Genomic DNA, 16,284 nt, shown 5'->3' on the forward strand with positions numbered 1-16,284 from the left:
TGGAGGGTCCCTCCTGCGTCCGGGCCGCCGGCGCGCTCGCTTCACGGCTGTGAAGGGGCACCAGTCATTCCCGAACGCCTATTCGCTATCGCAGCATTGTGGCCAAACCTTTGCCTTTTTGTAACGAAACGTTGCTGACCGACGATCAGTGCGCGAGTGCGGCAGTCTTGCCACGCGCCCCGAACAGCTCGACCGCATCGCCGGCGGCCCGACGCCGCTGGAACCAGTCCTTGATGAGCTCGGCGCAGGTATGGTCGACCGTCGACAGGTTGGTGACGTCGAGCCGCACCGCCTGGCCCGCCGGCGCCCGCTCCAGCGTGTCGGACAGCTTGGGCAGCGATACGAAGGTCGCCGAACCCGACAGGTTGATCGCATGCGCGCCGGCATATTCGCCCTCCGACACGTTGAGGCCGAGGCGACGGATGTGCGGGACCAGCTCGAGCATCGACAGACCGATGCCGACCAGCACGCCGGTCAGAAGGTCCTCGGCGACGACGGTGACCAGCGTCGCTAGCCAGATGAAGGCGGGCAGCGGGCCGTAGTGCGAGAGCAGGTGGCGGGCATGGCTGAGGCTGACGAGGCGCCAGCCGGTGACGACGAGGATCGCGCCCAGCGCCGCCATCGGGATCTCGCGCAGCAGCCAGGGCAGCAGCGCGACGAAGCCGAGGATCCAGATGCCGTGGAAGACGGTCGACATCCGGGTGGTCGCGCCCGCCTGCACGTTGGCGGAGGAGCGGACGATGACGCCGGTCATCGGCAGCGCGCCGGCGAGGCCGCACAGCAGGTTGCCGATGCCCTGCGCGCGCAATTCCTTGTTGTAGTTGGTGCGGACGCCGTCGTGCATGCGGTCGACCGCGGCGGCGGAGAGCAACGTCTCGGCGCTGGCGATGAAGGCGATGGCGAGCGCGGCGGTGATGATCGCCGGGTCCATCCACTTGGCGAACAGCTCGGTGCCGGGCAGCGTGATCGCCGAGGCGATCGACTGCGGCACGTTGACGCGGGCGACGTCGAGGCCGAACGCGAGCGCGGCGAAGGTGCCGGCGAGCACGCCGACCAGCGCGCCGGGGACGAGCTTCATCGACGCCGGGCGCAGCTTTTCCCAGCCGAGCATGGCGATGATCGTCAGCATGCCGATGCCGAAAGCGAGTTCGGCGGCCTGGATCGAATCGACCGACAGGCCGAGCAGGCGGCCGGGGGCGGCGGCGAGGTTCTGGAGGCCGCTGGGGAGCGGCTTGGCGTCGAACAGGACGTGGAACTGGCCGACGACGATCAGCACGCCGATGCCGGCGAGCATGCCGTGGACGACCGCTGGGCTGATCGCGCGGAACCAGCCGCCGAGGCGGGCGATGCCGGCGACGACCTGGATCGCACCGGCGAGGATCAGGATCGGGCCGAGCGCGGACAGGCCCTGATCGCGGACGAGTTCGAAGACGACGACGGCGAGGCCGGCGGCGGGGCCGCTGACCTGCAACGGCGAACCCGCGAGCATGCCGACGACGATGCCGCCGATGATGCCGGTGATGAGGCCCTTTTCGGGCGGCACGCCGGACGCGACCGCGATGCCCATGCAGAGCGGCATCGCGACGAGGAAGACGACGATCGATGCGGTGAGGTCGCGCGTGACGACCGGCATCGACGGCAATTTGAGGGCGCTGAGGATCTGGTTCATATCGCTGCCTTCGCGAGCGGCGACAGCCGCATCGGGCTGCGATCGTACCGGACGTACGATGCGGCGGCGCGACGGGATTGTTTTATTGTGTTGCCGGTGTTTGCGCGGCGGAACCGGTGGCAGGGCGGGGAGCGGGCCCGGCGACTAGCGCGGCACGAAGATCGTGGCGCGCAGGCCGCCCTGGGCGCGGTTGGACAGGGTGAGCACGCCGCCCTCCGATTCGACGATGCGGGCGACGATCGGCAGGCCGAGGCCGAAGCCGATCGTGTCGCGCGGCCGGGCGGTGTCGAGCCGGACGAAGGGTTCGAGCACGCGGCGCAGCTGATCCTCGGGAATGCCGGCGCCGTCGTCCTCGACGCCGATCGTCACGCCCGCGGGTGCGCTGTCGAGCCGGATCGTGACGTTGCCGGCGTAATGGAGCGCATTCTCGACCAGATTGGCGAGCGCGCGCTTCAGCGCGACGGGGCGGACGGTGACCTCGCAATGCGCGGGCCCCTCGTAGACGCCGGGCAGGTCGCGATCCTCGACATCGTCGATCAGCGTCGCGCAGAGCACGGCGATGTCGGTGAGCACCGGCGTTTCGGGATCGCTGTCGCCGCCGAGGAAGGCGAGCAGCGAGGTGACCATCGCCTCCATCTCGCCGATGTCGCGCTGGATCGCGGCGCGGGTGGGGGCGTCGTCGACGCCGTCGGCGCGCAGGCGCAGCCGGGCGAGGGGGGTGCGCAAATCGTGGCCGACCGCGGCGAGCGCCTGCGTCCGGTCGGCGATCAGCCGCTGGATGCGCGCCGCCATGCGGTTGAAGGCGGCGACGACGTGGCGCACCTCGCGCGGGCCGGCTTCGGAAATGGGATCGTGCTCGGTATCGCCGAAGCTGTCGGCGGCGGCGGCGAGCTGGCGCATCGGCCGCAGCGCGCGGCGGATCAGCAGTCCGCCGAGGATCATCAGCGCGAGCGCCGGGATCAGCGCGAGCAGGATGCGTTCGGCGGCGAGGTTGAGGTTGTGGAGCGGTTCGAGCGTGCGGAAATAGAGCCAGCTGCCGTCGGGCAGCTGCAGCCCGCCGGTGACGACCGAACTGCGCCCGGGCGAGGTGAGCTTCAGGCGCAGGTCGGTAGCGGCGAGCGACGGTTCCCATTCCACGACCTGATGCCGCATGCTGTCGAGCGCGGGCGCGATCGGGGGCGGCGCGGGCAGGTCCTGCTGCCAGTGCAGCGCATAGCGTTCGGTGGTGAGGTCCTCGGCCATGTCGTCGCGGCGCGACACCGGCTGTTCGGCGATCAGGCGGCGGGCGATAACGAGATGTTCGGCGAGGCGGCGCGCCTCGTCGTCGCGCACCGCGAACTGGCTGGCACGCTCGTAGAGCAACGTGCTGACGCCGAATTCGATGACCATCGTCAGCAGGAGAATGGCGACGATCTGGCCGATGATGCCGATCGACGGGCGCAGGAAGCGTTTCATGCCGGGGACGCGGGAACGCGACCGGCGATCAACGGCGCGTCACCTCTATGTTGAGCATGTAGCCGACGCCGCGGACGGTGATGATCGGCGCGTCCTTCCCCGCGCTCGACAGCTTGCGGCGCAGGCGGCTGATGAGCACGTCGATGCTGCGGTCCGAGCTGTCGCCGAGGCGGGTGCGCGACAGTTCGATCAGCCGTTCGCGGGCGATGACGCGGCCGGCATGTTCGGCAAGGCTGACGAGCAGGTCGAATTCGGCGCCGGTGAGGTCGACGACCGCGCCGGTGGGCGAGGTGAGCTCGCGTCGGGGCAGCGTGACCTGCCATCCGTCGAAGGTCAGCACGCCCTCCTCGCGCTCGCCCGGGCTGCGCTCCAGCGAGCCGCGGCGCAGGACGGCGCGGATGCGGGCGATCAGTTCGCGGGTGCCGAACGGCTTGGCGATGTAATCGTCGGCGCCGAGTTCGAGGCCAACGACGCGGTCGGTTTCGCTGCCCTTGGCGCTGATGAAGATGATCGGGACCTCGCTCTTCTGGCGGAGGGTCCGGCACAGGTCGATGCCGCTGGTACCCGGCAGCATGATGTCGAGCAGGATGAGGTCGACGGGGCCTGCCTCCAGCGCCAGCCACATCTCGGGCGCGGCCGAGGCGGGGCGGACGAGATAGCCGTTTTCCTGCAACGCGCGCGTGGTCAGGGTCCGAAGGGCGGGATCGTCCTCTACCAGGAGGATGGTGGGGGCGGTCATGGCCCGAGAGGTAGGCAAGGACGCTGGCGGGGTCAACCGACGCGCCGCGCCGACAGGGCCGCAGCGGGAACATCCCGCCCCGGTCGGGCGTCGTATCGGGCAAGGCAGGGGTCGTCTTCGCTCCTTTGACCGAGGAAGGCGGCTCCTGCCGAACCCGTCCGAACAACCCTGGCCGAAGATCCCTGCCCGAATCAGTCCGCCGCGACCGGACCGTGGCCGCCTTTGGGCCGGCGGGTGAACCAGACGATCACGATCAGCGCCGCGCACACCCATGCCGAGACGCGGAACAGGTCGGTCGAGGCGAGCAGATAGGCCTGGCCGACCATTTGGCGGGTGATCGCCGCCGCGGCCTGCGTCGAGGTCGCGCCCATGCCCTGCAACGCCTCGCTCGCCATCCGCAGCGGCATGCCCTGACCCACCACCTCCGACAGGCGGCTCTGGTGCAGCGCCTCGCGCCGGTCCCAGGCGGTGGTGATGATCGAGGCGGCGAACGAACCCGCGACGATGCGCGCGAAGTTGGAGATGCCAGTTGCCGAGGGCAGCCGCTGCGGCGGGATGCCGTCGAGCGAGATGGTCAGCATCGACAGGAAGAAGATGCTCATCGCGATGCCCTGCACGAGAAGCGGCAGCATGAAGTCCCACGAACTCGCGCTCGTCGTATACCCCGAGCGCATGTAATAGGAGGTCGCAAAGGCGAGGAAGGCGATGGTGGCGAGGATGCGCGCATCGACCTTGCCCGACAACCGTGCCGCGAGCGGCGACAGGAACACCGCGACGATGCCGCTCGGCGCGGCGATCAGGCCCGCCCAGGTCGCGGTATAGCCGACCTGCGTCTGCAGCCAGAGCGGCAGGATCAGGATGTTGGCGAAGAACACCGCATAGCCGAGGCAGAAGGCGATGTTGCCGATCGCGAAATTGCGGCTCTTGAACAGGCTGAGGTCGACCGCCGGATTGGCGTCGGTCAGTTCCCAGATCACCCAGGCGACGAAGCCGATCGCGGCGACCACCGCCATGACGCAGATCGTGGTGTCGTTGAACCAGTCGGCGTTCTTGCCGAGATCGAGCATGATCTGGAGCGCGCCGACCCAGACGACGAGCAGCCCCAGCCCGACGGTGTCGATCGGCAGCTTGCGCGTCGGCGTCTCCCGCGTCTTGAGCCCGCGCCAGCAGACGAGCGCGGTGAAGATGCCGAAGGGCACGTTGATGAGGAAGATCCAGCTCCAATGGTAATTGTCGCTGATGTAGCCGCCGAGGATCGGCCCCATCACCGGGCCGACCAGCGTGGTCATCGACCAGACGCCGAGGGCGGTGCTGCGCTTGTCGGCGGGAAAGACGGAGATCAGCAGCGCCTGGCTGCCCGGCATCATCGGGCCGGACACCGCGCCCTGGATGATGCGGAAGACGATCAGCGATTGCAGGCTCCACGCGATCCCGCACAGGAAGGAGGCGAGCGTGAACAGCGCGACCGCGGTGCAGAAGGTGCGCACGACGCCGAACCGGCCCATCAGCCAGCCGGTCAGCGGCACCGCGACGCCGTTCGCGACGGCGAAGGCGGTGATGATCCACGTCGAATTGTCGCTCGATACGCCGAGGTTGCCCGCGATCGTCGTCAGCGACACGTTGGCGATGGTGGTGTCGAGCACCATCATGAACGTGCCGAGCGCGAGCGCGAAGGCGATCAGCGCGAGCTTGCCGCCGGTGAGGGGGGCGGGTTGGGCGGGCATCAGCGTTTGTCCCAACGGAGCGTGCTGCCCTCACCCTTCCGGCGCTGCGCGCCTCCCTCCCTCTCCCGCCGGGAGAGCGAAAAGACGGCGTAGCCGGCGACGGGTGAGGACAGCAGCACGATCATCAGCGGTTGGCGGCGATGATCTGGCGGATGCGGGCCTCGACCGCGGGGTCGCTGCCGTCGGTGGGCTTGCGGCCATAGGCCTGGGTCGCGGCGCGGCCGAGGCGCTGGCCGCCGAGGTCGGCGGTATCGACCGTCGCATTGACCGACAGGCCGACGCGCAGCGGATTGCGTGCGAGTTCGCGCGGGTCGAGGCCGATGCGCACCGGCACGCGCTGGACGATCTTGATCCAGTTGCCGGAGGCGTTCTGCGGCGGCAGCAAGGCGAAGGCGTTGCCCGAGCCGGCGCCGACGCCGATCACCCGGCCGTGGAACACCACGTCTTCGCCGTACATGTCGGCGGTGATCGTCGCGGGCTGGCCGATGCGCAGGTCCTTGAGCTGGGTTTCGCGGAAATTGGCGTCGACCCACACCTTGTCGAGCGGCACCACCGCCATCAGCGGCGTGCCGGGTGCGACCTGCTGGCCGAGCTGGACGGTGCGCTGCGCGACGACGCCGTCGATCGGCGCGACGATGTGCATGTGGCTGCGCGTGATCGCGGCGCGGCGATAGGCGGCGGCGGCGGCGAGCACGGCGGGGTTGGTGCTGGTGTCCGTCCCCTGCACCGCCGAGCGCGACTGCGTCTGCTGGCTGAGCGCGAGGTTGAGGTTGGCGCGCGCGACCTTCACCGCATCGGCGGCATGCGCGAGTTCCTCGCCGGAGATCGCGCCCTGCGCCGCGGCACCCTGGCGGCGGGCATAGTCGGCGGTGGCGGCGGCGAGCTGCGCGCGCGCCTGGACGACCGCGGCGCCGCTTTCCGACACCTTGCCGATGTCGGCGCGGGTGGCGCGGACGGCGCGGGCGAGTTCCGCCTCGGCCGAGGCGAGCGCGACGTCCGCCGTCGCGGGATCGAGGTCGAGCAGCGGTGCGCCGGCCTTCACCGTCTGCGTGTTGTCGGCGTGGATCGCGGTGATCTGGCCGGGATCGCGCGCGGTGATCGCGACGACGTCGCCGGCGACATAGGCGTCGTCCGTTTCCTGTTCGGGCTTGGCGAGCAGGAAGTGGAAGACCGCCCAGACGATCAGCCCGATCGCGACGACGAGGCCGAGGATCAGGAAGCCGCGGCGGCGGGCGCGCGGCTTGCCGCCTTCCGCCTCGGGTTGCGGCGCGGGGGCTTGTGTATCGGTCATCGGCGGGGTTCCTGCGGGATGAAGCCGCCACCGAGCGCCAGCACCAGCGCGACGCGCTGGCGGGCCGCTTCGGCGGCGAGATTGGCCTGGGCGAGCTCGGCGTCGAGCAGGCGGACGTCGTTGTCGACGAGATCGAGCTTGCTATCGAGGCCGCTGGCGACGCGGATCGCGTTGAGGCGGTTGGTCTCGCCGAAGCCGCGGACGACCTCTGCGGTGCGCGCGCGCTGCTGCGCGAGGTTGCCGATCATTGCGATCGCGTCCGCCGCCTCGCGGACCGCGCCGACGACGCGGTCGTTATAGTCGGCCGTGGCGAGGTCGAGCGCGGCGGTGGCGCCGGCAAGATCGGCCTTCAGCCGGCCGTTGTCGAACAGCGGCAGATGGATCGCGGGACCGGCGCCGGCGGTGCCGGCGTCGAGGCTGAACAGATTGCCGAGCCCGACCGCCTGGAAGCCCGCCAGCGCGGCGAGGTTGACGTTGGGATAGAAAGCGCGGCGCGCGACCTGCCGCCCGGCGGCGGCGGCATCGATGCGGGCAAGGCCGGCGGCGATGTCGGGCCGGCGCGCGAGCAGGTCGGCGGGCACCTGCGCGGGCAGCGGCAGCGCGGCGTCGACGTTCAGCGTGGCGGGACGGATCGCCGCGGCATATTCGGGACCGCGACCGGCGAGTGCGGCGAGTGCGTTGGTCGCCAGCGCGCGCGTGCCCTCGGCCCGGACCAGCGCGGTCTGCGCCTGCGCGAGCAATGTCTGCGCGGCGGTGGCCTGCAGGTTGCTGGCGAGGCGGTTGCGGATCCGGATGTTGACCAGCCGCAGCGAATCCTGCCGCGTCTCGATGGTGCGGCGGGCGATCCCGGCCTCCGTCTCGGCGCGGGCGAGGTCGATATAGGTCTGGACGACCGATCCGGCGATGGCGAGGCGCGCGGCGGCGAGGTCGAGCGCCGCCGCCTGCGTCGAGGCGCGGGCGCCCTCGATCGCGGCCTTCTGCCGGCCGAACAGGTCGAGGTTCCAGTTGAGGTTGGCCTGCGCCTGCCCGACGAAGCGGACCGAGCCGGCGAAGGGCGGCGGGATGGTGTAGCGACCCGACAGACGCGCGACCTGCGCCGATCCGTCGAGCGTCAGGTCGGGGCCGTTGGCGGCGTCGCGGCCGGCGAGCACCGCCTGCGCCTGCGCCACGCGGGCGAGCGCGGCGGCGAGCGTCGGGTTGCCCGCGGTGGCATCGGTGACGAGACGGTCGAGCTGCGCGTCGCCGAAGCCGGTCCACCATCGGTCGGCGATGGCGGGCGTGGCGGGGCCGGTGAGGCCGAGCGTCGCGGGCGCGACCGGCGCCACCGCCGGCGGGCTGTGCGGCACGGCGCAGGCGCTGAGCAGCAGCACCGCCAATGGGGAAAGTTTCGCTATCGTCACGCGGGTCCGCCTTCGTCCGGAGTCTGTTGCAGGGTGTCGCGCAATCGGCCGAGCAGGCGGATCAGGTCGGTGACGTCCGCCGCCGGCCAGTCGCCCAGCCAGTCGTTCCAGATGGCGATGACCGCGTCGCGGACCCTCGCGGCGATCGCGTCGCCCGACGGCGTCAGGGCGACGCGGACCATCCGGCGATCGCCGTCCTCGCGCGTGCGGGTCACCCAGCCGCGCTCCTCCAGCGTATCGACCAGCCGCGTCGTCGCGCCCTTGTCGTGGCCGAGGTCGCGGGCGATCTCCGCACAGGTCGAGGCGCGATCGAAATGCAGCGCGACGAGCGCGCTCCACTGCGTCTTGGTGATGTCGTGCGCGGCGAACACCGGTTCGAGCGCGACGGTGCCGAGCTGCTCCGACCGGCGGATCAGATAGCCGATCGAATTTTCGGGGTGGAAGTTCGAGTCGGTATAGAACGGCATGTGGTTGCCATGGCAATGGTTGCCTCGGCAGTCAATAGTGTTGCGCAATGTTGCTGGCCATCGCTAACGGCTTCTTAGGCGCCGGGCGTTAGGCGGGTGGTCTGGACTTGCAGGACTCTCGACCCATGGAATTTCCGCTGATCGCGCCCAATCCGCCGCGGCTGAGTGCGCTGACCGAGGGTTTGCGCCGGATCGAGGCGTCGGGCGTGTTCAGCAACAACGGCCCAGAAGTGCGCGCGTTCGAGGCGGAGATCACCGGGCGGATGTTCGGCGGCACCGGCGCGAGTCTGGCGGTCGGCAATGCGACCTTGGGGCTGATGGTGGCGATGCGGCAGGCGGCGGGGATGCATCCGCGGCCCGGCACGCTGGCGCTGATGCCGGCACTGACCTTTGCCGCGACCGCGCAGGCGGCGCTCTGGGCGGGGCTGACGCCGCTGATCTGCGATATCGAGCCCGCGACATGGGCGGCCGATCCCGTGCAGGAAGAGGCGCTGCTGGCGCGCCACGGCGAGCGGATCGGCGTGATCGTGCCCTATGCGACGTTCGGGACGGCGATCGACCTCGACCGCTATGCGTGGCTGGCGAAACATTATCAGGTCGGCGTGGCGATCGATGCGGCGGCGTCGCTCGGCACGCTCGATGCCGACGGGCGCGGATTCGGGACGGGCGCGCCGTTCGCCATCGTCTATTCGATGCACGCGACCAAGACCTTCTCGGTCGCGGAGGGCGGGCTGATCCACAGCGGCGATCGCGCCCTGATCGACCAGCTGCGCAGCATGATAAACTTCGGGTTCGAGGGCGGCCGCAGCGCGACCCTGCCCGGCATCAACGCCAAACTGCCCGAGGTGATCGCGCTGATGGCGCGCGCCAAGCTCGCCGAGATCGATGCGGTCTGCGACCATCGCGCCGCGATCGACACCGCCTATCGCGCGGCGTTGCCGGCGTTCACGATGCAGGGGCGGCAGGGGCGGCGGCAGGCGACGCAGTTCATGCCGGTGCTGCTGCCCGCCGATCTCGCCGCCTATCGTCCGACGATCGTCGCCGCGCTGGCGGCGGACGGGGTCGGCGTCGGCCAGTATTTCAGCCCGCATATCGGCGAGCAGCCGCTGTTTCGCGACGTCGCGCTGGTCGAGCCGACGCCGGTCGCCGACGCCATCGCCGCACGGATGTTGAGCCTGCCGATCACCGATGCGATGACGCCGGCCGACGCGCCGGTGATCGCCGGACGATTGATGACGGCGATCGAACGGGTCGCGGACACCGCGATGGCGCGGATGGGAGAGACGATGCACGCGAGGGACCTGTCGACGGTGGTGATCGGCGGCGGCCCCGCCGGCACCGCGATGCTGACGTCGGCGAGCAAGCAGAACAAGCTGGTGCCGCTGGTCGAGGCGGGCTTCGCGATCGTCGAGCGGCGGACGCGGATGGGCGCGGGCGAGCTTGGCAATTACGCGATCCGCTCGGACACCACCGCCGAAACCTTCCTGTCGGCGGTGAAGAACAATCCGCATCCCGAACTCGCCGCGCTGGAGCATCATCCGGCCGGGCAGCTGATGCAGCGCTATGTCGCCGAGCTGGGCGCGCCGCTGACCGATACCGCGCCGCTGCTGTCGGTGACGGCGGACCGGCTGAAGGGCATCGTCGCGGCGCATGGCGGCGAGGTGCTGACCGGGCATGACGCGACCGCCGTGCAGCGCACCCCCGACGGCCGCTGGCGGACGACCGTCAGGGACGCATCCGGGATCGACCGTACGCTCGTGTCGCGCAACGTCGTCGTGGCGACGGGCGGCTATCAGACCGACGAACAGGTCGCGGGCAAGCGCGTCGCCGGTGTGCCGCTGGGGACGCTCGCCGGCCGGCGGCTGATGCGGTCCGATACCCTGCTGCGGCTCGGCGGGGTCGAGCAGGTGCACGAGCGGCTGCGCGGACGACCCGCACCGAAGGTCGCGATCATCGGCGCCTCGACCAGCGCGATCGCGGCGGCGGTGCTGCTGCTCAAGAACCAGCCGGGCTTCGCCTTCGGCGCGGGGGCGGTGACGATCCTGCATCGCCAGCCCCTGAAGCCCTTCTATCCGACGATCGCGGCGGCGCATGCCGAGGGTTTCCACGATTTCGACGAGAACGACATCTGCCCGGTCAGCGGCTTCGTGCTGCGGCTGGCGGGACTGCGGCTCGAATCGCGCGAGCTGGTGTTGCGGATGCTGGCGCTGGGCGGGCGGACCCCCGATCCGCGCGTCACCGCGCACCGGATCGCCGGCGACGGGGATGCCGAGGCGCGGCGGATCATCGCCGACGCCGATCTGGTGGTGGGGGCGCTCGGCTATCGGCCGCGCGCGGTGCCGCTGCTCGGGATCGACGGCACGCCGCTGGCGCTGGCGCACCACGAGGGGCGGCCGATGGTCGATCGCCACTGCCGCATCCTCGATGCGCAGGACCGTCCCGTCCCGGGCGCCTATGGCATCGGCCTGTCCGCGGGCTTCGTGCCCTGGGGACGGCTGGGCGGCGAGGCGAGCTTCCGCGGGCAGGCCAACGGCCTGTGGCTGTGGCAGAACGACGTCGGCCAGATGATCGTCGATCAGCTGCTGGGACTGGAGCAGCATGACAGGGTGGCGGGCGACCGGGCCGCGGCATGAGCGATCCGGTCGTTTCGGTCGTCATCCCCGGCTATAACGGGGCGGCGTTCATCGGCGATACGCTGGTGTCGCTCGCCGCACAGACGCTGACCGAATGGGAGGCGATCGTGGTCGACGATTGTTCGTCGGACGACACGCGCGACCTCGTGCGCAGCTGGGCCGACCCGCGCGTCCGCCTGATCGAGAATGCGGAGAACGGCGGCCCGGTGCGCACCCGCAACCGCGGTGTGGCCGCGGCGCGGGGGCGCTATATTGCCGGGCTGGACCAGGACGACCTCTGCCACCCCAGGCGGCTGGCGACGCAGGTCGCCTATCTGGAGGCGCATCCCGACGTCGTGCTGGTCGGTACGCAGGCGGAGCAGCTGCGCGACGGCAAGGTGTCGGCGATGCATTATGCGCCGCACACGACGCCCGACCTGATCGCCTGGCTGAGCTGGATCGAGAATCCGATCGTCTGGTCGACGGTGATGATCCGCGGCGAGGTCGCGCGGCGGCTCGACCCGTTCACCCGGCCCGAGATCCTCTATGCCGAGGATTTCGACCTTTATGGCCGTATATCGGCGTTCGGCCGGATCGCGCGGATCGACGCGCCGCTGCTGGTCTACCGCCAGCATGCCGGCGGCGCGTCGAAACGCTTCACCGACACGATGCGGGCATCGGCGACGCGCGTGCTGGCCGAACGTCATGCGTCGTTGCTGGGGGATGATGCGGCGGCGGCGCTCGCGCGCCTGCTGGTGCTGCACAATATGGGCGGCGAACCGGTGCCGGACCGCACGACGCTGATCCGGCTGGGCAACGGCATCGCGACCCTGCAGGCCGCCTTCATCGCGCAGCATCGGCCGGATGCGGAAAGCCGCAAGCTGATCCGCTGGGAAACCGCCCGGCGCTGGGCGCGGATCGGGCGGGCGGGGCTGCGCTCCGGCGCGGTCGGCATCGGCGACGTGCTCGCGGCGCGACCGCCGCACCTGGGCCTCGGCTATGCCGGGATCGAGACGTTGCTCTGGTGCGGCGCGATCGGCGCGGGGCGACGGCTGCGTCGTGCCGTCTGAGCCCGCGCCCGCCCGCCCCGATAATCTACGCATGACGCGGGCTCCAAGCCGCGCTAATGCCGCGGCACCTATGACCGACGCTCCCGACACCGCCCCGACAGACTGGCGCGACACCGTCTTCCTGCCGAAGACCGATTTTCCGATGAAGGCGGGCCTCGCCGCAAAGGAGCCGGCGATCCTGGAGCGATGGGCGCGGATCGGCGTCTACGACCGGCTACGCGAGCAGCGCGCCGGGCGGGAGCGCTTCATCCTGCACGACGGCCCGCCCTACGCCAACGGCGACATCCACATGGGCCATGCGATGAACAAGGTGCTGAAGGACATCATCGTCCGCAGCCAGTCGCTGATGGGCAAGGATGCGCCCTACGTACCGGGCTGGGACTGCCACGGCCTGCCGATCGAATGGAAGGTCGAGGAGGCGTATCGGGCGAAGAAGCGGAACAAGGACGAGGTGCCGGTCGCGCAGTTCCGCGCCGAATGCCGCGCCTATGCCGACACGTGGGTGGGCGTGCAGCGCGACCAGTTCCAGCGGCTGGGCGTGATGGGCGACTGGGCCGATCCGTATCTGACGATGAACTACGACGCAGAGGCGACGATCGTCGGCGAATTGCTCAAGTTCGCCGAGAGCGGCCAGCTCTATCGCGGCGCCAAGCCCGTCATGTGGTCGCCGGTCGAGAAGACCGCGCTGGCCGAGGCGGAGGTCGAATATGAAGACATCGTCTCGACCCAGATCGACGTCGGCTTCGAGATCGCCACCGCGCCGGAAGCGGACATCCTGGTCGGGGCGACCGCGGTGATCTGGACGACGACGCCGTGGACGATCCCGGTCAATCAGGCGCTCGCCTATAATCCGGCGCTCGATTACGTGCTGTTCGCATGTGGCGGCCGGCGTTTCCTCGTCGAGGAAAACCTGATGGAGGCGTTCGGCAAGCGCACCGGCATCGCGATGGAGGAATTCCTCGCGCTGGTGAAGGGCGCCGCGCTGGAGGGCGCGACCGCGCTGCATCCGATGCATCGCGTCGGCGGCTTTTTCGCGAAACCGCGGCCGTTCCTGCCGGGCGAATTCGTGACGCGCGAGGCCGGCACCGGCCTCGTCCACATGGCGCCCGACCATGGTGAGGACGATTTCCTGCTGTGCAAGGCGCATGGCATCGATCCGGTGTTCGCGGTCGATGGCGCGGGCATGTACCGCGCCGACTGGGGCTGGCTCGGCGGGCAGGGCAGCGTCATCAACAAGAAGTTCGTCGCGAGCGACGGGCCGATCTGCACCGACCTGCGCGCGGCGAACGCCTTGCTGTCGGCGTCGGACGATTTCGCGCACAGCTACCCGCATTCGTGGCGGTCGAAGGCGAAGGTGATCTTCCGCGCGACGCCGCAATGGTTCATCCCGATGGACCGCGCGATCCTCAACGCCGGCGACGGTGCGACCAGCGGGGCGAGCAACGGCGCGACGCTGCGCGAGACCGCGCTCGACGCGATCGAGCATACCGACTGGGTGCCGGCGCGGTCGCAGAACCGCATCCGTTCGATGGTCGAGGGGCGGCCCGACTGGGTCATCAGCCGCCAGCGCGCCTGGGGCGTGCCGATCGCGCTCTACGTCAACCGCACGAGCGGCGACTATCTCAACGATCCGGCGGTCAATGCGCGGATCGTCGCCGCCTTCCGCGACGGCGGCGCGGATGCGTGGTTCACCGCGGACCACCAGACGCTGCTCGGCGCGGCGCATGACCTCGCCGATTACGAGCCGCAGAACGACATCCTCGACGTCTGGTTCGACAGCGGCTCGACCCACGTCTTCACCGTCGAGGCACGCTACGGTGCGGACGTCCGCGCCAATCTGTATCTCGAGGGCAGCGACCAGCATCGCGGCTGGTTCCAGTCGTCGCTCCTCGAAAGCTGCGGCACACGCGGACGGGCGCCGTACGATGCGGTGCTGACCCACGGCTTCGCGCTCGACGGGCAGGGGCGCAAGATGTCGAAAAGCCTCGGCAACGTCGTCGATCCGCTCAAGGTGATCGGCGAGAGCGGCGCTGACATCCTGCGCATGTGGGTCGCCTCGACCGACTATTTCGACGACGTGCGGATCGGCAAGGAGGTGCTCGGCACCGCGTCCGACGGCTATCGCAAGCTGCGCAACACCTTCCGCTACCTGCTCGGCGCGCTTGACGGGTTCGACGAGAGCGAGCGGGTCGAGGTGGAGGAAATGCCCGAGCTGGAACGCTACGTGCTGACCCTGCTCGGCCAGCTCGACATGGACCTGCGCGAGGCGGCGGACGGCTATGAACTCAACCGCTATTTGCGTCGCCTGACCGACTTCGCCAACGAGGATCTGTCCGCCTTCTTCTTCGATATCCGCAAGGATTCGCTCTATTGCGATGCGGCGACCGATCCGAAGCGGCGCGCCTACCGGACGGTGCTCGACACGCTGTTCCATGCGCTCGTCCGCTACGCCGCGCCGATCCTGTGCTTCACCGCCGAGGAAGTGTGGCAGGCGCGCTTCCCGAGCGAGGATGGCTCGGTGCATTTCCTCGAATGGCCCGAGCTGCCGGCGTTGCCCGGGGACGAGCCGCTCGCTACCGACTGGGCTGACGTGCGTCGCCTGCGCACCACGGTGACCGAGGCGATCGAGCCGCTGCGCCGCGAGAAGACCGTCCGCTCCAGCCTCGAGGCCGAAGTGACGGTGCCGGAGATGCCGCTGTCGGCGGCGGCGCTGGCGGAGACGTTCATCGTCGCGCGGGTGAGCAAGGGCGAGGATGTCGCGGTGAGCCGCACCGACTATCGCAAGTGCGGCCGCTGCTGGCGGCACCTGCCCGAGGTGAGCGTGGACGGTGCGCTGTGCGATCGCTGCGACAGCGTGGTCGCCCATGCGTAACGCTCCCGTCGCCGGCCTCGTCACCGCGGCGATCCTGTTCGTCGCGGATCAGGCGTCGAAGTTCGCGGTCACCGACGTGCTGCAGCTCAACGAGCTGACCGCCGAACGCGTCATCACACCCTTCTTCAACCTGCGCTTCGTTGCCAACCACGGCATCTCGCTGGGGCTGCTGCACGCCGACAGCAACACGATGCGCTGGGCGCTGGTGGCGATGACCGGCGCGATCGCGGTGGCGGTCGCGGTGTGGATGACGCGCGAACCCAACCGCGCCGACCGGATCGCGCTGGGTGCGATCCTGGGCGGGGCGCTCGGCAATATCGTCGACCGCGTGCGGTTCGGCTATGTCGTCGATTTCGCCGACCTGCATTTCGGCGACTGGCGGCCGTTCCTCGTCTTCAACGTCGCCGATGCGGCGATCACCCTCGGCGTGCTGGTGCTGCTTGTCCGCGCGCTCCTGATGCGCGACAAGCGCGATATTCCCTCGGAGAATCCCCATGCGTAAGTCAGTTCCGATTCTCGCCGGCCTCGCCTGCGTCGTCCTCCTCTCGGGCTGCGGCAAGCGCGGCTACGACCGGGCGCGCCCCGACGAGTTCGCGGTCGCGCGTCAGGCGCCGCTGGTGGTTCCGCCCGATTTCAACCTCGTCCCCCCGCAGCCCGGCACCGCCCGCCCGCAGGACAATGCGACGCAGGCACAGACGCTCGACGCGCTGTTCGGCGGCAACACGCAGCGGTCGGCGGCGGAAAACGGCGTCGTCAGCCAGGCCGGCGGCGATACCGCGGATGCCGGCATCCGCTCGTCGGTCGGCGATCCCTCGACCAACGTCGTCGACAAGGGCGCGACGACCCGCGACATCGTCGCGGCGCCCGAGGGCGACGGCCAGGACGCCCGCGCCTCGGCAACGAAGTAACGGACGTTCGTCATTGCCAGCATAGCAACTCCGGAGCCTCATTCGGACGCTCCGGAGCCGCTAAGCCTGCAATGATG

12 protein-coding genes are annotated in these 16,284 nt (G+C 70.1%); 5 read left to right on the plus strand and 7 right to left on the minus strand.

What is annotated here, in order from left to right; translation table 11 throughout:
- Positions 1–145: 145 nt before the first annotated feature.
- The 7 genes from B2515_RS07130 to B2515_RS07160 form a co-directional block, all read right to left on the minus strand.
- The gene (locus tag B2515_RS07130) at positions 146–1,669 is read right to left on the minus strand and encodes a SulP family inorganic anion transporter (RefSeq protein ID WP_293875241.1); all 1,524 of its coding nucleotides are present in this window, start codon (positions 1,667–1,669) and stop codon (positions 146–148) included.
- Positions 1,670–1,813: 144 nt separating this feature from the next.
- Complete coding sequence (locus B2515_RS07135) at positions 1,814–3,124, minus strand: ATP-binding protein (protein ID WP_293875243.1); 1,311 nt, start codon at positions 3,122–3,124, stop codon at positions 1,814–1,816.
- Between the two features lie 28 nt (positions 3,125–3,152).
- Positions 3,153–3,863 carry a response regulator gene (locus B2515_RS07140; RefSeq protein WP_293875245.1) on the minus strand — a complete coding sequence of 237 codons (711 nt, stop codon included), beginning with the start codon at positions 3,861–3,863 and terminating at the stop codon, positions 3,153–3,155.
- A gap of 191 nt (positions 3,864–4,054) precedes the next feature.
- Positions 4,055–5,587, minus strand: coding sequence for a DHA2 family efflux MFS transporter permease subunit (locus B2515_RS07145; protein ID WP_293875247.1), 1,533 nt, complete (start codon positions 5,585–5,587; stop codon positions 4,055–4,057).
- A 124-nt stretch (positions 5,588–5,711) separates the two neighbouring features.
- Positions 5,712–6,878, minus strand: a complete 1,167-nt coding sequence (locus B2515_RS07150) for an efflux RND transporter periplasmic adaptor subunit (protein WP_293875249.1) — start codon at positions 6,876–6,878, stop codon at positions 5,712–5,714.
- Entirely contained in the window at positions 6,875–8,278 is a 1,404-nt protein-coding gene (locus tag B2515_RS07155; RefSeq protein ID WP_293875251.1) for an efflux transporter outer membrane subunit, read from the minus strand. The genes B2515_RS07150 and B2515_RS07155 overlap by 4 nt, the downstream gene beginning before the upstream one ends.
- Positions 8,275–8,745 (minus strand): MarR family winged helix-turn-helix transcriptional regulator, encoded by a 471-nt coding sequence (locus B2515_RS07160; RefSeq protein WP_293875253.1) that lies wholly within the window; start codon positions 8,743–8,745, stop codon positions 8,275–8,277. The genes B2515_RS07155 and B2515_RS07160 overlap by 4 nt, the downstream gene beginning before the upstream one ends.
- Positions 8,746–8,870: 125 nt before the next feature.
- Between B2515_RS07160 and B2515_RS07165 the strand changes: the two genes are divergently transcribed.
- The 5 genes from B2515_RS07165 to B2515_RS07185 all read left to right on the plus strand — a co-directional run bounded on the left by B2515_RS07165 (position 8,871) and on the right by B2515_RS07185 (position 16,207).
- Positions 8,871–11,378: a DegT/DnrJ/EryC1/StrS family aminotransferase gene (locus B2515_RS07165; protein WP_293875255.1), complete on the plus strand. Its 2,508-nt coding sequence runs from the start codon at positions 8,871–8,873 to the stop codon at positions 11,376–11,378.
- The gene (locus B2515_RS07170; RefSeq protein WP_293875257.1) at positions 11,375–12,427 is read left to right on the plus strand and encodes a glycosyltransferase family 2 protein; all 1,053 of its coding nucleotides are present in this window, start codon (positions 11,375–11,377) and stop codon (positions 12,425–12,427) included. The genes B2515_RS07165 and B2515_RS07170 overlap by 4 nt, the downstream gene beginning before the upstream one ends.
- Positions 12,428–12,497: 70 nt before the next feature.
- A complete protein-coding gene (gene ileS / locus B2515_RS07175; RefSeq protein ID WP_293875259.1) occupies positions 12,498–15,299 on the plus strand; it encodes an isoleucine--tRNA ligase in 2,802 nt (933 codons plus the stop codon).
- Entirely contained in the window at positions 15,292–15,801 is a 510-nt protein-coding gene (lspA, locus tag B2515_RS07180; protein ID WP_293875261.1) for a signal peptidase II, read from the plus strand. The genes ileS and lspA overlap by 8 nt, the downstream gene beginning before the upstream one ends.
- Positions 15,794–16,207: a DUF3035 domain-containing protein gene (locus B2515_RS07185; RefSeq protein WP_293875263.1), complete on the plus strand. Its 414-nt coding sequence runs from the start codon at positions 15,794–15,796 to the stop codon at positions 16,205–16,207. Before lspA ends, B2515_RS07185 begins: the two co-directional genes overlap by 8 nt.
- Positions 16,208–16,284 lie beyond the last annotated feature (77 nt).

The sequence above is a fragment of the Sphingomonas sp. UBA978 genome, assembly GCF_002292295.1.
In the GTDB taxonomy this organism is placed as follows: domain Bacteria; phylum Pseudomonadota; class Alphaproteobacteria; order Sphingomonadales; family Sphingomonadaceae; genus Sphingomonas.

What these genes read in the sequence shown, in the direction of transcription:
- B2515_RS07130 (WP_293875241.1), bottom strand. Translation starts at nt 1,669, where the DNA reads ATGAACCAGATCCTCAGCGCCCTCAAATTGCCGTCGATGCCGGTCGTC.
- B2515_RS07135 (WP_293875243.1), bottom strand. Translation starts at nt 3,124, where the DNA reads ATGAAACGCTTCCTGCGCCCGTCGATCGGCATCATCGGCCAGATCGTC.
- B2515_RS07140 (WP_293875245.1), bottom strand. Translation starts at nt 3,863, where the DNA reads ATGACCGCCCCCACCATCCTCCTGGTAGAGGACGATCCCGCCCTTCGG.
- B2515_RS07145 (WP_293875247.1), bottom strand. Translation starts at nt 5,587, where the DNA reads ATGCCCGCCCAACCCGCCCCCCTCACCGGCGGCAAGCTCGCGCTGATC.
- B2515_RS07150 (WP_293875249.1), bottom strand. Translation starts at nt 6,878, where the DNA reads ATGACCGATACACAAGCCCCCGCGCCGCAACCCGAGGCGGAAGGCGGC.
- B2515_RS07160 (WP_293875253.1), bottom strand. Translation starts at nt 8,745, where the DNA reads ATGCCGTTCTATACCGACTCGAACTTCCACCCCGAAAATTCGATCGGC.
- B2515_RS07165 (WP_293875255.1), top strand. Translation starts at nt 8,871, where the DNA reads ATGGAATTTCCGCTGATCGCGCCCAATCCGCCGCGGCTGAGTGCGCTG.
- B2515_RS07170 (WP_293875257.1), top strand. Translation starts at nt 11,375, where the DNA reads ATGAGCGATCCGGTCGTTTCGGTCGTCATCCCCGGCTATAACGGGGCG.
- ileS (WP_293875259.1), top strand. Translation starts at nt 12,498, where the DNA reads ATGACCGACGCTCCCGACACCGCCCCGACAGACTGGCGCGACACCGTC.
- lspA (WP_293875261.1), top strand. Translation starts at nt 15,292, where the DNA reads ATGCGTAACGCTCCCGTCGCCGGCCTCGTCACCGCGGCGATCCTGTTC.
- B2515_RS07185 (WP_293875263.1), top strand. Translation starts at nt 15,794, where the DNA reads ATGCGTAAGTCAGTTCCGATTCTCGCCGGCCTCGCCTGCGTCGTCCTC.